The organism is Nocardia sp. NPDC004068 (genome assembly GCF_042874315.1).
Lineage (GTDB): Bacteria > Actinomycetota > Actinomycetes > Mycobacteriales > Mycobacteriaceae > Nocardia.
In genome coordinates this window covers 17790-35454 of sequence record NZ_JBIAMW010000014.1, presented here as the reverse complement: position 1 = coordinate 35454, position 17665 = coordinate 17790, and the positions used below count along the sequence as shown (strand labels likewise).

The following is a 17665-nucleotide window of genomic DNA, read 5'->3' as shown; positions in this document are numbered from 1 at the left end:
GCATGGCGACGGCGGTATTCGCGGGGCTGGCCACGCTGGACATCGCGTACGCGGTGGACCGGTATCCGGCCGAGGACAGCAAGACCCGGGCGCGCGATCAGTTCCTGGGCGCGGGCGGCCCGGCGGCCAATGCCGCCGTGGCCTACGCGTTCCTGTCCGGTCGCGCGCCGACCCTGGTGACCGCGCTCGGGAAACACCCCCTGGCGCAACTCATCCGGCACGATCTGGACGAATTCGGCGTTGCGCCAAGCGATCTCACCCCGGACGGGACGCATCGCCCGCCCATATCGTCGATCGTGGTGGCGACGGAGGCGGCCACCCGCACGATCGTGTCCCGGGACGGTTCGGGAATCTCCCCGACCCTCGACGCGGATCCGTCGCCGACGCTCGCGGACGCCGAGATCCTGTTGCTCGACGGCCATTACCCGGCGGTGGCGCTCGAATTCGCCCGCGCGGCACGGCGATCCGGTGTTCCGGTGGTGCTCGACGCCGGACGGTGGCGGGACGAGCACGCCGCCCTGTTGCCGCTGACCGACATCGCCATCTGCTCGGCGTCCTTCGCCCCGCCCGGGCTGGCGCCGGAGGGGCTGTTCGATCATCTGCTGGAACTCGGCGTCGGACAGGTGGCGGTCACCCGGGGCGGCGAGTCGATCCGTTACGCCACCCCCGCCGACCGCGGGGAGATCGCGATCGCGCGGGGGCCCATGGTCGACACCCTCGGCGCGGGCGACATCCTGCACGGCGCGTTCTGCCATTTCCGCACGGCCGGAAGCGATTTCCCGGAGGCGTTGCGCCGGGCCGCCGAGGTCGCCTCGGCGTCGTGTCGCTATCTCGGTACCCGGGAGTGGATGCGGCACTACCGCAGCGAGTAGTTCTCCCCGTCGGACCGCAGCACCAGATCGGCGCGCTCCCTCGTGCTCGCGACCAGTTCGGCATTGCGCAGATCGCTGTCCGCCACCTTGGCCGCGGCCGATTCCGCGCTGCGGCCGCCGCGAATATGCCTGCGCACCAAGCGGTCTCGCAGCTGTTCGACGGGAGCGTCGAGATACCACGCCTCGTCGAGCAGCGCGCGCACGCCCGCCCATCCGGCGGGCCGGTGGTCGTCGAGCAGCAGATAGTTGCCCTCGGTGAGCACGATCGGCTGCCGCTCGAACACCACCCCGTCGGCCACCGGCTCGTGCCGGTCCCGATCGTAGATCGGCCACGAGATCGATTGTCCGAGTGGCGTTTCCCGCAGCAGCCGGAGCCGCTCCAGATATCCGGCCACATCGAAGGTGTCCGGCTCGCCCTTGCGCGCGAGCGCGCCCGCGGCCCGCAGCTCGGCGTTGGGGAGATGGAATCCGTCCATCGGCGCGACCTCCGCGAGCCCGTCGAGTTCCGCCCGCAGCGCCGCCGCGAAGGTGGACTTGCCCGCCCCCGGCGGTCCCGCGATCCCGAGGACGAACCGCCGCGACCGCCCGGCCGCGTGCGACCGCACCCGCGCGGCCAGCTCCGCCAGCGTCAGCGCGCCGCTCACGGCACCAACGCCACGACGCCCGCCGGACCGCCCGAGCCGCCCCGATAGATCGGTCCCCCGGCCAGCACCCACGCCCCGGTCACCGGCAGCGCGGCCAGATTTCCCAGGCACTCCAGGCTGATTCGATGCTCCCGATACACCATCCGCGACACCCGATACTCGTGATCGATCCCCCGGTCCGGCCCGAACGTGTCGATCCCGAGCGCGCCCCGCCGCCCGAGCCGCCCGGTCGCCAGCAGCCACGCCACCGTCTCGGGCGCGAATCCCGGCTGATGGCCGAAGGATTCGCCGACCCCGACGAAATCGGGGCCGCCCCACTTGGCGTCCCATCCCGTCCACGCCACCACGGCCGCCTCGTCCGGAATGCGCCCGTACTCGGCCTCCCACGCCGTCAGATCCGCCACGGTGATCGCGTAGTCCCGATCCCCGCACCGCTCCCGCACATCGATCTTCACGGCGGGCCGGAACAGATCCTCCGCGTCGAGTTCGTCCGCCGTCAGCCCCGTCGGATCGAAATGCGCCGGTGCGCCCCAATGCGTCCCGGTGTGCTCGCCCTGCCGCACGTAGCGCAGGAAATACCCGTCGGCCGCGATCTCGGCCACGGTCTCGAACTCGAACGCCGGATCGCCCGGATACAGCGGCGTGGTCGCCGGATCGTGCACATGCGACAGGTTCACGATCCGGCCGAAGGGCGTCATCGGGTCCCCCGCGGCAGGGCCCGGATGAGCGCGCGCAGATCCGCCTCCAACAACCGGAACAGCCAATAGGTCAGCACGAACGCGACGATCCCCGCCACGCTCAACACCCGCACCGGGCCGATCACCAACGGCAGCTGCCCGTCCGGCACGAAGGTCGCGCTGGCCACCGCCAGCAACGGCACCGACGCCGCCGCGGCCAGATACAGATTGCTCCGCCGGGCCAGCCGCGCCAGCTGCCGCCCGTCCTCGGGACCGACCGGCCCGGCCACCAGCAACTGCGGATAGATCGACCGGATCATGTACACGGTCACCAGGAAGAACGGGTACGCCAACGCGATCGCGGCACAGACGACCTGGGCCGTGTAGAACTGCACGAAATTGTGCGACGGCAGCACGACCCCGGTCCGCATCAGCGCCAGCGGCCACGCCACCCCCGCCAGCAGCCACATCGCGAACGGCACCAGCACCAGCCGATCCCCCACCGACAGCGTCTCGGTCCGCGCGCGCGGCACCTCGGCCGGCGGGTAGCCGCGCCCGTAGGCGAGCCGATAGCCCGCGACCAGCGCCCGTCGGCACAGCAGCAGCATCACGATCCCGGCCAGCGGGAAGCTGACGAGATTGTTCACCAGCGCGACGGTCCGGAACCGCTGTTGATCCGACGCCGCGAGCGCGTCCACGATCAAGACCTGATTGAGCCGGATGTTGTAGACGCTGGCGGCGAGGTTCGGAATGCCCACGCAGAGCGCGGCGATCGGGAACAGCCAGCGGCGGGCCCGGAAGCGCAGGCTGCGCGGCGGCGGATCGACCAGATCGCGGGCCCGCGAATCCAGGCACAACTCCAGTTGCCCCGCCAGTTCCGCACCGGATCGCCAGCGCCGCCCGGGCTCGGGACGCAGGCAGGTGAGCAGCACGCGGCGCAGGGTCGCGGGCGTATCGGCGGGTAGTTCGTCCAGTGCGCTCCCGTCGACACCGGCCGCGCGGGCGCGCATCATGGTGGTCAACGGATCCGGGTCGTCGCCGGGCGGATCCGCGAACGGCCTTGTACCGGTGAGCATTTCCCACAGCAGCACGCCCAGCGCGAAGACGTCGGCGCGGGCGTCCGGCTGCGGGGCGGCGGGATCGAGGATCGCCGCCAGGTACTCCGGCGCCTGATACGGCACGGCCTCCGGATCCGCCGAAGCCGGTATCTCGCAGGCGAAATCGGCCAGCTTCGGCACGCCCTCGGCGGTGAACAACACATTCGCCGGTTTGATCGCGCTGTGCGAAACCCCTTGCTGGTCCGCGTAATCCAGCGCCGAGGCCAGCCGCCGCCCCACCCACGCCACGGTCTCCGGCCACGACAACGCGGCGATCTCCCCGCGCACGGCCGAATCCGTCGGGCGGATCTCCCCGCGCGCCTCCATCGCCGCGTCCACCGCCCGCAGCAGCCGCGCACCGCCGTCCGGCGTGTCCGCCCGCATCGAGCGCAGCAGATCCGCGCCGGTGCCGCCCGGCAGGTACTGCATGTACTGCAACCGCAGCGCCGCGTCGTCGGCGTCGGCGATCACGCGCTGATCGAAGACCCGCACGATGTATTGGTGGTCCAGCTGCGCGACCCGGCGCGGATCGTGCGCGTCCCCCGCCTCCACCCGCACCGCGACCAGCCGCTGCATCGAAAGTTGCCGCGCCAGAAAGACCTTCGCGTGCTCCCGGCCGCCCAGTTGGGTGAGCAGATCGAAATCGTCGACCCGGATGCCGACCTCGATCCGCGCGGGCAGCGCGGCGTCGGGCCGCGAAAGATACTGTGGCGCTTCGGAATCGCCGAACCGGTCGCGCAGTTCGGCCGCCTGGTCGGGGTATTCGGCGCAGAACTCCGCCAGCTCCACCGCCTCGAATCGGCGGCGCAACGTGAACTCCTCGCACACCAGCTCGGTGTACTGCGCGGTCCCCACCAGATCCGGGAACTGCTCGCCGTACTCCGTCATGCGCCGCCCGGCCCCGCGCCGCCACCGCTGCCGCTGATCGATGCGGATCAGATCGGCCAGCACCGCCAGCCGGACCGCGCTGCCGTCGGGGATGTAGCGCGCGAGCACCGGTGGCTCGAAACGCGTTTCGCGCAGGGTCGCCTCCCAGTCGGAGGCGAAACGCGCGACCGTCGCCGCCGGGGCGGTGTTCACGCGGTCATCCTTCCGCTCGCGGCCGCGCGTCGGCGGCCCGGCCCGCCGACCCCGGATCGACCACCCGCTCGAGCGCGCGCAGATCCGCCTCCAGCGCCCGGAACAGCACATACGCCACCAGGAACGCGGCGATCGCCCCGACGCACAGCACCCGCACGGCCACGATCACCCGCGGGATGTCGGCGGCGGGCAGCAGCGTCACCCCCGCGACCCCGAGCAGCGGCACCGAGGCGGCCACCGCCAGATACGTGGTGCACCGCCGGTCCAGCCGCCGCAGATGTTCGGCGTCGGCGGCCCCGATCTCGCCCTGCCGCAGGAAGATCGGATAGATGCTGCGCATCATGTAGAAGGTCACCAGGAAGAACGGATACGCCACCGCCATCGCCCCGCACACCAGCAGCGACCACAGGAAGTGCACCAGGATCCGCGTCGTCACCTCCCCGTTCACCACCTGCAGGATGATCGGGAACAACACCGCCGCCACGCCCCACAGCGAGAACGCCACCAGCACAGCGCGATCCCCGAGCAGCAGCGCGTCCGACCGCGCCCGCGCCAGCGTCCGCGAATCGTAGGTTCGCCCCTTGCGCAGCCCGCGGTGCACGACGAGCAGCGTGCGCGACAGATAGACCAGCAGCGCCACCCCGGCCGGGAAGAACACCCCGTTGATGAGGGCGGTCACGATCAGGAACGTGTGCTGCGCCGGTTCGCTGAGCCGGTCGATGATCAGCGACCGGTTGTGCTGGATGTTGAACAGCGAGGCGACGATGTTCGGGAAGCCGATGGCCAGCACCACCACCGGAATCAGCCACCGCCGCAACCGAAGTCGCCAACTGCGCGGCGGCGGATCGACCAGATCGCGGGCCCGCTCGTCCAGGCACAGCTCCAGCTGCTGGGCCAGTTCCGCGCCGTCGGTCCAGCGCTTGGCGCGGTCGGGCTCGAGGCAGGTCAGCAGCACCCGCCGCAGCGCGGCCGGGCAGTCGTCGGGCACCCGGGCCAACGCGGCCTCGTCCACCCCGGCCCGGCGCTGGGCCAGCATCTGCCGCAGAGTCGTGGTGTCGCCGTGTTCGGAGGCGGTGAGATCGTCGAAAGGCTTTGCGCCCGTGAGCAATTCCCACAGCACCACGCCGAGGGAGTAGATGTCGGAGCGGGTGTCGAGATCCCCCGGCGTGCGCCGGTAGCCGGGGTGGCAGGCCTCGAGCTGTTCGGGGGACATGTACGACAGCGACCCGCCGAAGTACGCGACGGGGCTGGTGCCCTCCAGATTGCGGCTGAAGCTGATGTTGAAGTCGGCCAGCTTCGGCACGGCCTCGGCGGTCAGCAGCACGTTGGCGGGTTTGACATCGCGATGCAGCACGCCCTGGCCGTCGGCGTAGCACAGCGCCTCGGCCAGGCGACGGCCCAGCCAGGCCACGGTCTCCGGCCAGCTCAGCGCGGCGAGTTCGGCGCGCACGCTGGAATCGGTCGGGCGGATCTCGCCCTTCTCCTCCATCGCCGCGTCGACCGCGTCGAGCAGCAGCTGCCCGCTGCGCTGCTCGGGCGGGGTGGCCCGCACCCAGCGCAGCACGCCGAGCAGGGTGCCTCCGGGCAGGAACTGCATGTACAGCAGCCGCAGGCGGCGCGAGCCGAGATCCACCCCGGAGTCGAGGATGGGATCGTCGAGCAGCCGCTGATCGAATACGCGCACGATGTAGTCGTGGTCGAGCTGGGCCAGCGTCTGCGGTTCGGTGCCGCGGTCGGCGGAGATCTTCACCGCCACCAGCCGTTGCAGCGCCCGCTGCCGGGCCAGGAACACCCGCGCGAACGCCCCGCTGCCGAGCCCGGTGAGCAGGTCGAAATCATCGATGCGCTGCCCGACCCGGATGCTGTCCAGGCCGTCGGACTCGGCCTGGGTCAGATCGGTCGTGGTGCGGGTGGCGTCGCCGAGGAAGGTCGCGGTCCCGGACGCGGCCGTCGCCGTGCCGGGCGCGGCGGCGGTCGCCGTGGCCGTGGCCTCGGGCAGGGCGCGGCGGGTGCTCTGATCCTCGTCGTCGGCGTTGAGCATCTCCCGCAACTGGGCCGCCTGCTCGGGGAACTCCCGCAGGCAGTCGCGCGGATCCACCCGCTCGCCGCTGTGCCGCCGGATGACGAACTCCTCGTAGACCAGCCCCGCCGGCACGCGGTCGACCGCGAGTTCGGGGAACTCGGCGCAGTACTCGCGCAGCCGCTTGCGCGCCGGCCCGGCGGTCGCGGCCGAGCGCCGCAGCCAGCGATGCCGCAGATCGATCCGGATCAGCTCGACCAACGCGTCGAGCCGCAGCGTCTGCGCGTCCGGCAGGAAGTCCGCGATCTCCGGGGGCCGCCCGTCGGACTCCCACGCGGCGGCGAAGGCGGCCACGGCGCCGAATTCCATACCGGCCGTGCGTCGCCCGTAGCCACTGGCGGAGTCGGAACTGTAGCTCATATCGCACCTAACGATTCCGGGCCGCGCCCGGCTCACCGGAGGCCCGAACAAAGGATCCCGACGACCGATATCGGCACTGGTCGGCCGGAGGCCCGGCGAATAGAATCCGCCACACCCCGAGACCATCATTCCCGAGCACTGCCGGAAATGATAATTTGCGCGTCGATACCGAAACACCCGATTCGACCACGACGCGACGGGGGCACGAGTATGCAGCACGAGGGCACCGCGTTAGCGGCCGCGACATCGACCGCCGCCACCGGAGCCGCTCAGGAGGTACCGGTGGACACGCCGGAGCCCAGGACCGCCACGGCCATCGCCGCCGCCGTGCGCGACGGCATGCTCGACCCCCAGGACATCGTCGAAGCCACGCTCGAACGCATCCGGCTCGGCGATCCGCGCGTCAACGCCTTCAGCCGGGTGCGCGCCGACGCCGCCCGCGCCGAGAGCCGGGCCCTGGCCGAACGCCCCGATCTCGACGCGCTGCCGCTGGCGGGCGTGCCGATCGTGGTCAAGAGCAATATCGACGTGGCCGGCGAGGTGACCCGCGCGGGGTCCGCGGCGGGGAGCGAGGAGCCCGCCGAATCGGACCATCCGGTGGTGAGCCGGTTGCGCGCGGCGGGCGCGATCGTGGTCGGGGTGACCGAGATGTGCGAGTTCGGCCTGTGGGGCGTGACCGACACCCCCGAGCGAATCACGCGCTCCCCCTGGGACATTCGGCACAGCGCGGGCGGATCGTCCGGCGGTTCGGGGGCGGCCGTCGGCGCGGGTCTGGTGCCGGTCGCGCACGGCAACGACGGGCTGGGCTCGGTGCGCATCCCGGCGGCGTGCTGCGGGGTGTTCGGGGTGAAGCCGGGGCGCGGACTGGTGCCCGCGGAGGTCGGTGTCGATTCGTGGGGCGGGATGACCGAGAACGGCGTGCTCGCCACGACGGTCGCCGACGCGGCGCTGGTGCTCTCGGTGCTCGCCGACCGCCCGGCGCTCGCCGAACTCGAACCGCCCGCGCAGCTGCGCGTCGCGCTGGCCGTGGCCGCGCCCTCGCCGCTGCTGATGGTCGACAAGCAGTGGGCCGAGGCCGCCCGCACGGCCGCCGAACTGGCCGCGGCGGCCGGGCACGTGGTCGCCTCGGCGACGCTGCCCTACTCCGGCGGGGTCGGCGCGGTCGCGCTGCGCTGGCCCGCGAACGCCGCGCGCGAGGCCGCCGCACTACCCCATCCGGAACGACTACAGCGGCGCACCCGCACCCATGTGGCCCTCGGCCGCGCGGTGTTGCGCGCCGGACTGGTCCGGCCCGGACAGGTCGACCGCATCGAGGCCCGGCTGCTGGACTTCTTCGAGAACCACGACGTCGTGATCACCCCGACCCTGGCCGGTCCGCCGCCGCCCGCCAAGGCGTGGCACACCCGCCGCTGGCTGCCGAATGTGTTGGCCAACATGCGTTTCGCGCCGTTCACCCCGCTGTGGAACCTGGTCGGCTGGCCCGCGGTGAGCGTCCCGATGGGCCTGCACGGGCGCACCGGGACCCCGGTCGCCGCGCAGCTGGCCGGGCCGCCGGGCAGCGAGTCCACGCTGCTGCGATTGGCGGCCCAACTGGAATCGGCCCGGCCCTGGCGGCGCGTAGCCCCGGAGTGATTCGCGGCGCGGCGGCCCCGGCCCGAATCGAGCGCGGCGGGCGCCTCGAGCGGCCCGCGGGGATCCGCGGCCGGAGGCGCCGGGTGGCGAATCAGTCCTGCGGCGTACCGAATCCGCCCGCCATGACCCGATTGGCGAAATCGAGGATGGTCGGCCGATCGTCGTCCGCGCGCCACGCCACCGCCAATTCGCAAGCGGCCAAACCGCTCACGGGCCGGGCGGTGAGGCCGGGCCAGCGGTACATCGGCACATTGCTCTCCGCGAGCAGGCACACCCCGAGGCCCAGGCTCACGGCCTCGAGCCGCTCCTCGGCCGTCGCGGCCTCGCCACCGATCTTGGGCTGCCGCCCGTTGCGGCCGTCGTTGCCGAGCCAGAAGTCGCGCGCCGCACCGGCTTCCGAGGGCATGGCGACGAAGGGCTCGTCGATGAGATCCGCGAACTCGATGGTCTCCCGGTCGGCGAGCGCGTGATTCTCCGGCAGCAGCACCCAGCGCGGCTCGGTGCGCAGCACCTGCCAGCGGTAGCGTCCGACGTCGGGCACGGGTAACCACATCAACGCGAGATCGGCCTGCCGCCCGGCCAATCCGCTGGACGGATCCGTCCACGAGGCCGAGTGCAGGGCCAGCCGGTGCCCGCTGGCGCTCTCCAGATCCGCGATCAGGCCGCGCCCGATCGAACTCTGGATGCCGACGCGCAGCACCTCCCCGGCCTCCTGCAGGGCCACATTCGTGACCTCCCACAGTTCGAGGATCTTGCGGGCGCCCTCGAGCAGTTCCTTACCGGCCACGGTGAGCGCGACACTGCGCTGATTGCGGTCGAACAGCACCACGTCGAGCTGCCGCTCGAGCTGCCGGATCTGGCGGGACAGCGTGGGCTGGGCGATGTGCAGCCGCTGAGCGGCGTTGGTGAAATGAAGTTCCTCAGCGACGGCGACGAAATACCGCAGGTCGCGCAAGTGCGGATCCATAGCCCCTTGCTATCAGAATTGGTTTTGGAAATCCAGCTGTATCAGACCTCGAAGTTGGGATAGAGGCCCAGAAACAGCCATCAGGTTTGTTACTCACAGCATAGAGCCTCTGCATAACCCCCGCACATCGGGCTCCGCGAATCTCCGGACAACTCCGCCCGGACCGCACGAAAACGGCACACCGACGGAGCTGAGCAGCGGCGATACCCGCGATACACGCCCGCGACGGACGCCACCGCCGTGCGAACGCGAAATGGCCGCGCGCCCAGCAACATTCACCCGAAGGGGACATGCAGGACCGTCGGCGAAGAAGTGAAATTCCTCACACCATCGGCGTGCCGCGAAGAGACACGCCGAACGAGTTACGGCGTGCTGTAGACCTTCGGATTCAGCGTCCCGATGTAGGGCAGATCGCGGTAGCGCTCGGCGTAGTCCAGCCCGTACCCGACGACGAATTCGTTGGGGATGTCGAAGCCCACGTGCGCGACGTCCACATGCGTGCGCAGCGCGTCGGGCTTGCGCAGCAGCGTCACCACCTCGAGCGAGGCGGGATTGCGGCTGGACAGGTTGCGCTTGAGCCACGACAGCGTCAGGCCCGAGTCGATGATGTCCTCGACGATCAGCACATTGCGCCCGGCGATGTCCTTGTCGAGGTCCTTGAGAATGCGCACCACACCCGACGAGGAGGTCGACGAGCCGTACGAGGAGACGGCCATGAACTCCATCTGGGTCGGAATGCCCAGGGCCTGAGCCAGATCCGTCATGAAGAAGATCGCGCCCTTGAGCACGCCCACCAGCAGCAGATCGCCCTCGGGGGCGTCGGCCGGGTACCGCTTGGCGATCAGTGTGGCGAGTTCGTCGACCTTCGCCTGGATCTGCTCCTCGGTGATCAGCACCGACGCGATGTCGTCCCCGTACACGTCCGCTGGTTTCCCTTCACTGGTTTCGTGTTACCAGCGTCAGCCTGCCATGTTCGCGCTCGGCAACCAACCTCGTCCCGGGCGGACCGCCGCCCACGGCCACGCCGCCCTGGCCCCGCCAGTCGACGACGAGCGCGTCGACCGCGCGTAAGTGCTTGTCCGTCAAGCCCTTTGCGCCGCCCGCGGTGAGCCACGCCCGCAGCGCCCGGCGGCGCAGCGCGGCCGGGGCAGTGGCGAGCGTCTCGGCCGACAGCGCCGGACCCTCGGTCGCCGCGACCAGCAACTCCTCGGCAAGTCCGTCGAGGACGGCGTTGTCGGCGCGCAGCTGTTCGGCGGTGCGGGCCAGCGCCGCCGCCACGCCGCCGCCGAGCACCTCCTCCAGCAGCGGCAGCACCTCGGCGCGCAGCCGCACCCGGGTGAACTCGGGGGCGCTGTTGTGCGGATCCTCGTGCGGCCGCAGCCCCAGCTCGGCGCACAACCGCCGGGTCTCGGCCCGCCGCACGCCCAGCAGCGGCCGCCCCCAGGGCGCGGCGACGGGGGCCATGCCCTGGATCGAGCGCGCGCCGGAGCCGCGGCCCAGGCCCAGCAGCACGGTCTCGGCCTGATCGTCGAGGGTGTGGCCGAGCAGCACGGGCAGGCCGTCGCGCGCGGAGTCCAGCGCCGCGTAGCGGGCCCGCCGGGCGGCGGCCTCGAGCCCGCCCGCGCCCGCGACCCGCACCGGCAACACCCGCGCGGACCGGCAGCCCAGCGCGAGCGCGGTCTCCGCGGCCGCGGCGGCGACCCGATCGGAGCCCGCTTGCAGTCCGTGATCGACGATCAACGCGTCGACCACCTCGGCCTCGGTCACGGCGGCGGCGGTCAGCGCCAGCGAGTCCGCGCCCCCGGACAGCGCGACCGCGACCACCCCGGCCGGCGCGTACCGCGCGAGCCAATCCCGAACGGCGCGACGGACTTCCAGCGCCGCGGGCGTCTCGGGCAGCGGCATCTAGCCCAGCACCCGGGCGATCCAGCGTCGCGGTTCGCCGATCTCGTCGGTGCGCGGCAGCGTGTCCGGCTCCGACCAGACGGTGTTGAACCGCGTCGTGCCGACCGTGCCGACCACCTCGTCGACGAACGCCTTGCCGCGCACGTACTGCGCGACCTTGGCGTCGACGCCCAGCAGCGCGCGCAGCAGCCGCTGCACCGGATTCACCGGGCGGTGGCGGCGGCGGTCGAAGGCCGCGCGGATCTCGGTGACCGACGGCACGACCGCGGGGCCCACGGCGTCCATCACGTGATCGGCGTGCCCCTCGAGCAGGGTGCCGAGCATGAGCAGCCGGTCCAGCGCCGCGCGCTGCGGTTCGGGCTGGGTGGCGCGCAGCAGTCCGAGCACCCCGTTGCTCGCCGGATCGTCGGTCTCGGCGCGGCCGCGGCGGCGCTCGCGCACCTCGTCCAGCAGCCGTTGCAGCATCTCGGCCAGCGGCTCCTCGCCGACCTCGCCGAGGGTGGTCACGTTCTCGCGCATGTAGTCCGACAGCCAGGGCGCCGAGGAGAACTGCACGCGATGGGTCACCTCGTGCAGGCACACCCAGAGCCGGAAGTCGCCGGGCGAGACGCCCAGCGCGCGCTCGACCGCCACGATATTGGGGGCCACCAGCAGCAGCGTGCCGTCGCGGCCACTGAACGGGTCGTACTGGCCCAGGATGGCGGTGGCCAGGAAGGCCAGCATGGCCCCGGCCTGCACCCCGGCGGGCTTACCCGCGAACCGGCCGCGGTCGCCCTCGGGCGCGCCGGTCAGCTGGGCCATGGAGTCGGCCGCGGCCCGAATCCAGCCGGGGCGGTCCACGATTCGCGCGTCCGGGATCACGCCGTCGTCGACGAGCCCGCTGACCTCCCGCACCGGGCCCTCGGCGCGCGTCGAGGCCGCGGCCAGTTCCGCCACCACCTGCTCGGCCGAATAGCGCGAGGTGCGCGGGCCCGCGGGCACCAGGGCGGTCGCGGTGCGCGCCGCGGTGTTCCAGTCCACCGCCCCGGACAGGGCGGACCGCTTCAGGGTCTTCTCGTCACCGGGTCCGCTCATGGTCAACCACCCGTCATCGACAGCCACAATTGCGTAGCGTGGCAGCGACGGCGTCCAGGGCCGGCCGACTCGCCTCCGGCGGGCGATCGTTCGACATCAGCGCGAAGGTCAGCACTCGGCCGTCGTTGTCCAGCACATACCCTGCCAACGCGCTGGATACCGACAGAGTTCCGGTTTTCGCCCGGACCCAGCCCGCCCCGGCGTGATCGCGCGGGGTGACGAACCGATCGGCCAGCGAGCCCGAGGCCGCCGCGACCGGCAGATAGTCCAGCAGCGGGGCGAGCGGCGAACCCGTGCCGTTCGGCGGGGCGGCGGCCGCGGCCAGCACGCGATCGAGCAGCCGGGCCGGGACGCGGTCGTCGGTCGACAAACCGCTGTTGTCCAACAGGTTCAGCCCCGCGGTGTCGAAACCCGCCGCGGCGAGCGCGGTTTTCGTGGCGGTCGCCGCGCCCGCGAAGGACTGCTCGCCGCCGGTGGCCGCCGCGATCTCCCGGCCGATGGTCTCGGCCAGTACGTCGTCGGAGTGGATCATCATGTCGCGCAAGCGGTTCCGCAGCGGCGCGGACTCCACCCGCGCCACCTCGGCCGCGCCGGTCGGGGCCCGGCCCGCGCGCACCTTCGCCGGATCCAGGCCCAGCGCGCTCGCCAGCCGCCGTCCGGCGTCCAGTGCCGGGGTCGCGCTGCGCGGTGAGTACTCGACCAGCGGATCGAGCCGCCCGCCGTCGATCATGACCGATTCGATCGGCGCCCACGAACCGCCCGCGATATCGGCCGGATCCCAGCCCGCGGGCGCGGTCGGCCCGGAATAGACGGAGGTGTCGACCAGGATCGTGTCCACCCCGTGCGCCGCCGCGCGCACCTGCGCGGCGAGGTCGGCCAGCCGGGGGCCGTCGGGGTAATAGCCCTTGCCGTCGGCCTGCGCGGTCAGCGTCGGATCGCCCCCGCCGACCAGGACCAGTTCGTTCGGATTCGCCCCTGCCACAACGCGAGTCGCGACCCGGCGATCGGCGGGCAGCACCAGCAGCGCGGCGGCCGCGGTGAGCACCTTGGCCGTGGAGGCGGGGATGACGGGCTTGTCGGGGTCGGCGCTCCACAGCACGGCTCCGGTCTCGGCGTCGGTCACCGACGCGGAGAACGCGCCCAGATCCGGATTGGCCGCCACCGGGCCCAGGGCCGCCGCCAACCCGGCCGGACTGGGCTGCGGCGCGCTCGACGGGGCCGGGGCCACCCGGGGCGAGGGATCCCGCGGCGCGGGCGGCGCGGCGATCGTCAGGCCGCCGTGCCGGAACTCCGGGGTCCACGGTTTCACCGCGACCAGGACCACCGCGGCGGCGGCGACCACCACGACCAGTCCGGCGCTCACGCCGATCCACACGTTCCTGCTCTTGCGACTGACCACCTGACCGCTGTCTCCCTGCTCACCGAGTGACGTCCCTGCCGCACCCACGAGTTCGCCGCCCACACTATCCTCACCTCGCCGGCGTTCCCCCGAACGAGATGGCGAGTCGGCAGCCGCAACCGCACCAACGAAGGAGATGACGTGGAGTTCGACGTCACCATCGAAATCCCCAAGGGACAGCGCAACAAGTACGAGGTCGACCACGAGACCGGCCGGGTGCGGCTGGATCGCTACCTCTACACCCCGATGGTCTACCCGGCCGACTACGGCTACATCGAGAACAGCCTGGGTTCCGACGGCGACCCGCTGGACTGCCTGGTGCTGCTGCCGGAGTCGGTGTACCCCGGCGTCATCGTCGAGGCGCGTCCGGTGGGCGTGCTGCTGATGAGCGACGAGGCCGGCGGCGACGAGAAGATCGTCGCGGTCCCGGCGGGCGACAAGCGCTGGAACCACATTCAGGACGTCTCCGACATCGGCGAATTCGACCGCAAGGCCATCGAGCACTTCTTCGAGCACTACAAGGACCTCGAGCCCGGCAAGTGGGTCAAGGTGGACGGCTGGGCCGACAAGGCCAAGGCCGAGACGCTGGTCGAGGAGGCCTTCGCCCGCCTGAAGGAGCAGGGCGGCCACTGATCGGAAGTCGAACGCTCGGTGGAGGATCCGGATCGCGGAACTTCCACCGAGCGTTCGCCTCTCGCGACCGGCATGCGTGCCACCACCGCCGACCCCCCGAACGACGATGGCCGCACGCTCGGCCGCGCTTCTCACGCTAGTGCGGCGCGCCCGCCCGGCGCATCCCGACGGGCACCCCGTTCGCGCAGGTCGGCGCGTTCGATGAGGCGGAGATGACGCGAAAATGACGCGCTCGCCTCAGTTTCGGGCCTTCTCGGCCAGCACCTCGTCCAGATGGACCCGCAGGATCTCCACCACCGGCGCCTCCATCGCCTCGTCGAGGCGTTCGTGCACCAGATGCGCGTCCTCGAGTCCGGCGAAGATCTCCGCGGCGGAATGAAAGGCCGCGCGCGCCTGATCCTTTCGGTTCCGGGCCAGCAGCACCAGCCCGTAGAGCACCTGGAGCCGGGCGCGGTCCAGCGGACCCGCCGCCCCGGACACCGCCTCCACCGCCGCGGCCGCCACCGATTCCGCGCCCGCCAGCCGTCCCGCGAGCATGCCCAGCTGGGCCAGCCGGCCCAGGGCGCAGCCCAACCGCAGCCGCGATCCGCTGGCGCGCGCGAATTCGACCGCGCGCGTGCACAATTCGAGGCCGCGATCGAGTTCGCCGCGGAAGGCCAGGGCCGCGCCGAGTTCGTGGGTGGCCATGGCGGTCAGCCCGTGGTTGCCGATCCGCCGGGCCAGGGCGAGCCCCTGCTCGGCGTGCGTGACCGCCTCGTCGAAACGGCCCGCGTCCGACAGGGTCTTGGCGGCGTGCACGAGACATCCGGCCTCGATGGCCGCGTCCCCGATGCGGCGCGCCAAGCGGATCGCGCGGTCGGCGTGCGCGAGCGAGGCCGCGGCCTCCACCCCCTCGCGGGTCGAGGCGGACAGCAACTGCGCGGCGAAGGCGGTCAGCCGCAACGCGTCCGCGGAGTCGGCGCCCAGCGACAACGCGATCCGCTGATGATCGCGCCCGACGCGCATCCGGGCCAGGGCGAAGGTGGACAGCGTGCCCAGCGCGACCCGCACCCGGCACTCCAGCCCGCGATCCCCGGCGCGCAGCGCGGCCCGCAGCAGCTCCTCGAGCGCCCGGCCGTGTTCCTGCGCGTTGGGCCCGCATTCGATCAATTCGGCCATGGCCCAGGCCAGATCGGCGGCCAGGGTCAGCGCCGCGCCGCCGATCCGGGCCGCCTGCCGCAGCAGCGCGATCAGATTGAAGCGCTCGGTGTCGATCCAGGCCCGCGCCTGCGCGCCGTCGCGGAACGAATTGCCCTGCGCGACCGTGGGTTTCAGATAGTCCGGCAGCCGGGTGCCCGGATTGCACACCAGCACCACGTGTTTCATGGTCGCCAGATAGAAATCCAGCAGCCGCACCACCGCGCCCGAGTCGTCGGCGGGTTCCACCTCGCGGGCGAACAGCCGCAGCAGATCGTGATAGCGGTAGCGGCCCATGGCCGTCGTGTCGAGCAGGCTCAGGTCCACCAGCGTCTCGCACAGCGATTCCGCCTCGGCCACGGTCGATTCCAGGACGGCGGCCGCGCCCGCCAGCGGCAGATCCTCCACCTCCGGGACGGCCAGCAGCCGGAACGCCTGCGCCTGCGCGGGTTCGAGATGGTCGTAGCCGAGCCGGAACACCGCCGCCACGGTCAGGTCGCCGGTGCGCAGCAATGCCAGGCGCTGGCGTTCGTCGGCGAGTCCCGCGGCGATCGAGGCGATCTCCCAGCGCGGGCGCGAGGCGAGCCGCGAGCCGACGATCCGCACCGCCAGGGGCAGCCGCCCGCACGCCTGCACCACCGCGTCGGCCGCCCCGGCGTCGGCCGCCACCCGCTGCGCGCCGACGATGCGGGTCAGCAGGGTCAGCGCCTCGTCGGCGGCCATCTCGTCGAGCCGCACCGCGAGCACCCCGGGCAGCCCCGGCAGCGCGGCCCGGCCGGTGATCAGCACCGCCGAACCGGGCGTGGCCGGGATCAGCGGCAGCACCTGATCGGCGTCGCGGGCGTTGTCCAGCACGATCAGCACCCGGCGGCCGTCGAGCCGGGCGCGGAACTGCGCGGCCCGCTGCCCCGGCGCGGGCGCGATCTCGCCCTCGGGCATGCCCAGCGCGCGCAGGAAATCGCCGAGGATGTCGCCCGCCGTGACCCCGCCCGGCCGTTCGACGCCGTGCAGGTCCACATGCAGCTGCCCGTCCGGAAACCGGTGCCGCACCAGATGGGCCACGTGCACGGCCAGCGTGCTCTTGCCCACGCCGCCCATACCGGTGATCGCGCACACCGGCACCGCGGCCCCCGCGTGTTCGAGACGTTCCACCAGCCGCTCCACGATGGCACGGCGACCGGTGAAATCGGCGATGTCCGGGGGCAATTGGGCGGGCGGCGGCAGCGCGCCCACGGCCGCGCGGGCCGAGGCGATCGGGGCGAGCACGGCCGCCCAGCCGAGCCACATCGGCTCGGTCGGCGGCTCCTCGCCGCCGGGCGGCTCGCCGCGCAGGATGCGCTGCTGCAATTCCGCGAGCCGCGGGCCGGGCTCGATTCCCGAGCGCTCCACCAGGATTCGGCGGGTCTGCGCGAAGACCTCCAGCGCCTCGGCCTGCCGCCCGGCGCGATAGAGGGCGGTCATGAGCAGTTCGCGCGTCTTCTCCCGCAACGGATGTTCGGCGACCAGCGGTTGCAGCGCGGCCACCACCTCACCGGGGCGGCCCAGCCGCAGATCGGCCTCGAGCCGCCGTTCGAGCAGGCTCAGCCGCAGTTCGACGAGCCGGGCGCGGGCCCGCTCGGCGTGCGGACCGGGCAGCCCGGCCAGCGGGGTGCCCGCCCACAGCGCGAGCGCCGCGGCGAGCCGTTCGCGGGCCGCGGCGGCGTCGCCCGCGGTCTCGGCCTCGGCCGAGAACCGTTCCGCCAGTTCGACATCCACCGCGCCGGGCGGCAGCCGCAGCGCGTAACCCCCGGCGAAACCGACCAGCACCTGCGGCGGCGCGCCCGCCGGACGGTCGGGTTCCAGCACCCGGCGCAGGTGCAGCACGTGGTTGCGCACCGCGCCGACCGCGCTCGGGGTGGCCCGCTCACCCCACACGTCGGCGATGAGATCCCCCACGGTGGCCGAGCGCCCGCGGCGCAGCAGCAACGCGGCCAGCACGGCCCGGCGCTGCCGCGGACCGAGTTCGAGCGACCGCTCACCGTGCCACGCACGAACCTCACCGAGCACGGCGAACTTCAACATCTGACCGT

The 17665-nt window shown here is 72.4% G+C and carries 13 protein-coding genes; 3 read left to right on the top strand and 10 right to left on the bottom strand.

Annotated elements, in window-relative coordinates; genetic code table 11:
* Positions 1-2 precede the first annotated feature (2 nt).
* Positions 3-872 (top strand): PfkB family carbohydrate kinase, encoded by an 870-nt coding sequence (locus ACFYTQ_RS29480; RefSeq protein ID WP_387368153.1) that lies wholly within the window; start codon positions 3-5, stop codon positions 870-872.
* On the opposite strand, the gene ACFYTQ_RS29475 is transcribed toward ACFYTQ_RS29480, so the two are convergent.
* Genes ACFYTQ_RS29475 through ACFYTQ_RS29460 form a run of 4 tightly spaced genes read right to left on the bottom strand, consistent with a single transcriptional unit; the run spans position 857 to position 6810 of the window.
* Positions 857-1516, bottom strand: coding sequence for a nucleoside/nucleotide kinase family protein (locus ACFYTQ_RS29475; protein WP_387368150.1), 660 nt, complete (start codon positions 1514-1516; stop codon positions 857-859). The two genes, ACFYTQ_RS29480 and ACFYTQ_RS29475, sit on opposite strands and share 16 nt — an antisense overlap.
* Positions 1513-2214, bottom strand: a complete 702-nt coding sequence (locus ACFYTQ_RS29470) for a cyclase family protein (RefSeq protein WP_387368147.1) — start codon at positions 2212-2214, stop codon at positions 1513-1515. The genes ACFYTQ_RS29475 and ACFYTQ_RS29470 overlap by 4 nt, the downstream gene beginning before the upstream one ends.
* Positions 2211-4370 carry a protein kinase gene (locus ACFYTQ_RS29465; protein WP_387368144.1) on the bottom strand — a complete coding sequence of 720 codons (2160 nt, stop codon included), beginning with the start codon at positions 4368-4370 and terminating at the stop codon, positions 2211-2213. Before ACFYTQ_RS29465 ends, ACFYTQ_RS29470 begins: the two co-directional genes overlap by 4 nt.
* 4 nt (positions 4371-4374) lie before the next feature.
* Positions 4375-6810, bottom strand: coding sequence for a serine/threonine-protein kinase (locus ACFYTQ_RS29460; RefSeq protein WP_387368141.1), 2436 nt, complete (start codon positions 6808-6810; stop codon positions 4375-4377).
* A gap of 339 nt (positions 6811-7149) precedes the next feature.
* On the opposite strand from ACFYTQ_RS29460, the gene ACFYTQ_RS29455 reads away from it, so the two are divergent.
* Positions 7150-8442: an amidase gene (locus ACFYTQ_RS29455; RefSeq protein WP_387368442.1), complete on the top strand. Its 1293-nt coding sequence runs from the start codon at positions 7150-7152 to the stop codon at positions 8440-8442.
* Between the two features lie 91 nt (positions 8443-8533).
* On the opposite strand, the gene ACFYTQ_RS29450 is transcribed toward ACFYTQ_RS29455, so the two are convergent.
* From ACFYTQ_RS29450 to dacB, 5 genes are all read right to left on the bottom strand, one after another.
* Positions 8534-9409: a LysR family transcriptional regulator gene (locus tag ACFYTQ_RS29450; protein ID WP_387368138.1), complete on the bottom strand. Its 876-nt coding sequence runs from the start codon at positions 9407-9409 to the stop codon at positions 8534-8536.
* Positions 9410-9771: 362 nt separating this feature from the next.
* Complete coding sequence (gene hpt, locus ACFYTQ_RS29445; protein WP_387368135.1) at positions 9772-10329, bottom strand: hypoxanthine phosphoribosyltransferase; 558 nt, start codon at positions 10327-10329, stop codon at positions 9772-9774.
* A 16-nt stretch (positions 10330-10345) separates the two neighbouring features.
* Positions 10346-11314, bottom strand: coding sequence for a tRNA lysidine(34) synthetase TilS (gene tilS, locus ACFYTQ_RS29440; protein ID WP_387368132.1), 969 nt, complete (start codon positions 11312-11314; stop codon positions 10346-10348).
* Entirely contained in the window at positions 11315-12388 is a 1074-nt protein-coding gene (locus ACFYTQ_RS29435) for a zinc-dependent metalloprotease (protein WP_387368129.1), read from the bottom strand.
* A 13-nt stretch (positions 12389-12401) separates the two neighbouring features.
* On the bottom strand, positions 12402-13787 hold the full coding sequence (gene dacB, locus ACFYTQ_RS29430) for a D-alanyl-D-alanine carboxypeptidase/D-alanyl-D-alanine-endopeptidase (protein ID WP_387368126.1): 1386 nt from the start codon (positions 13785-13787) through the stop codon (positions 12402-12404).
* Positions 13788-13928: 141 nt separating this feature from the next.
* On the opposite strand from dacB, the gene ppa reads away from it, so the two are divergent.
* Positions 13929-14420, top strand: coding sequence for an inorganic diphosphatase (gene ppa, locus ACFYTQ_RS29425; RefSeq protein ID WP_387368123.1), 492 nt, complete (start codon positions 13929-13931; stop codon positions 14418-14420).
* Positions 14421-14657: 237 nt separating this feature from the next.
* On the opposite strand, the gene ACFYTQ_RS29420 is transcribed toward ppa, so the two are convergent.
* Positions 14658-17657 carry a BTAD domain-containing putative transcriptional regulator gene (locus ACFYTQ_RS29420; protein ID WP_387368120.1) on the bottom strand — a complete coding sequence of 1000 codons (3000 nt, stop codon included), beginning with the start codon at positions 17655-17657 and terminating at the stop codon, positions 14658-14660.
* Positions 17658-17665: the final 8 nt, after the last annotated feature.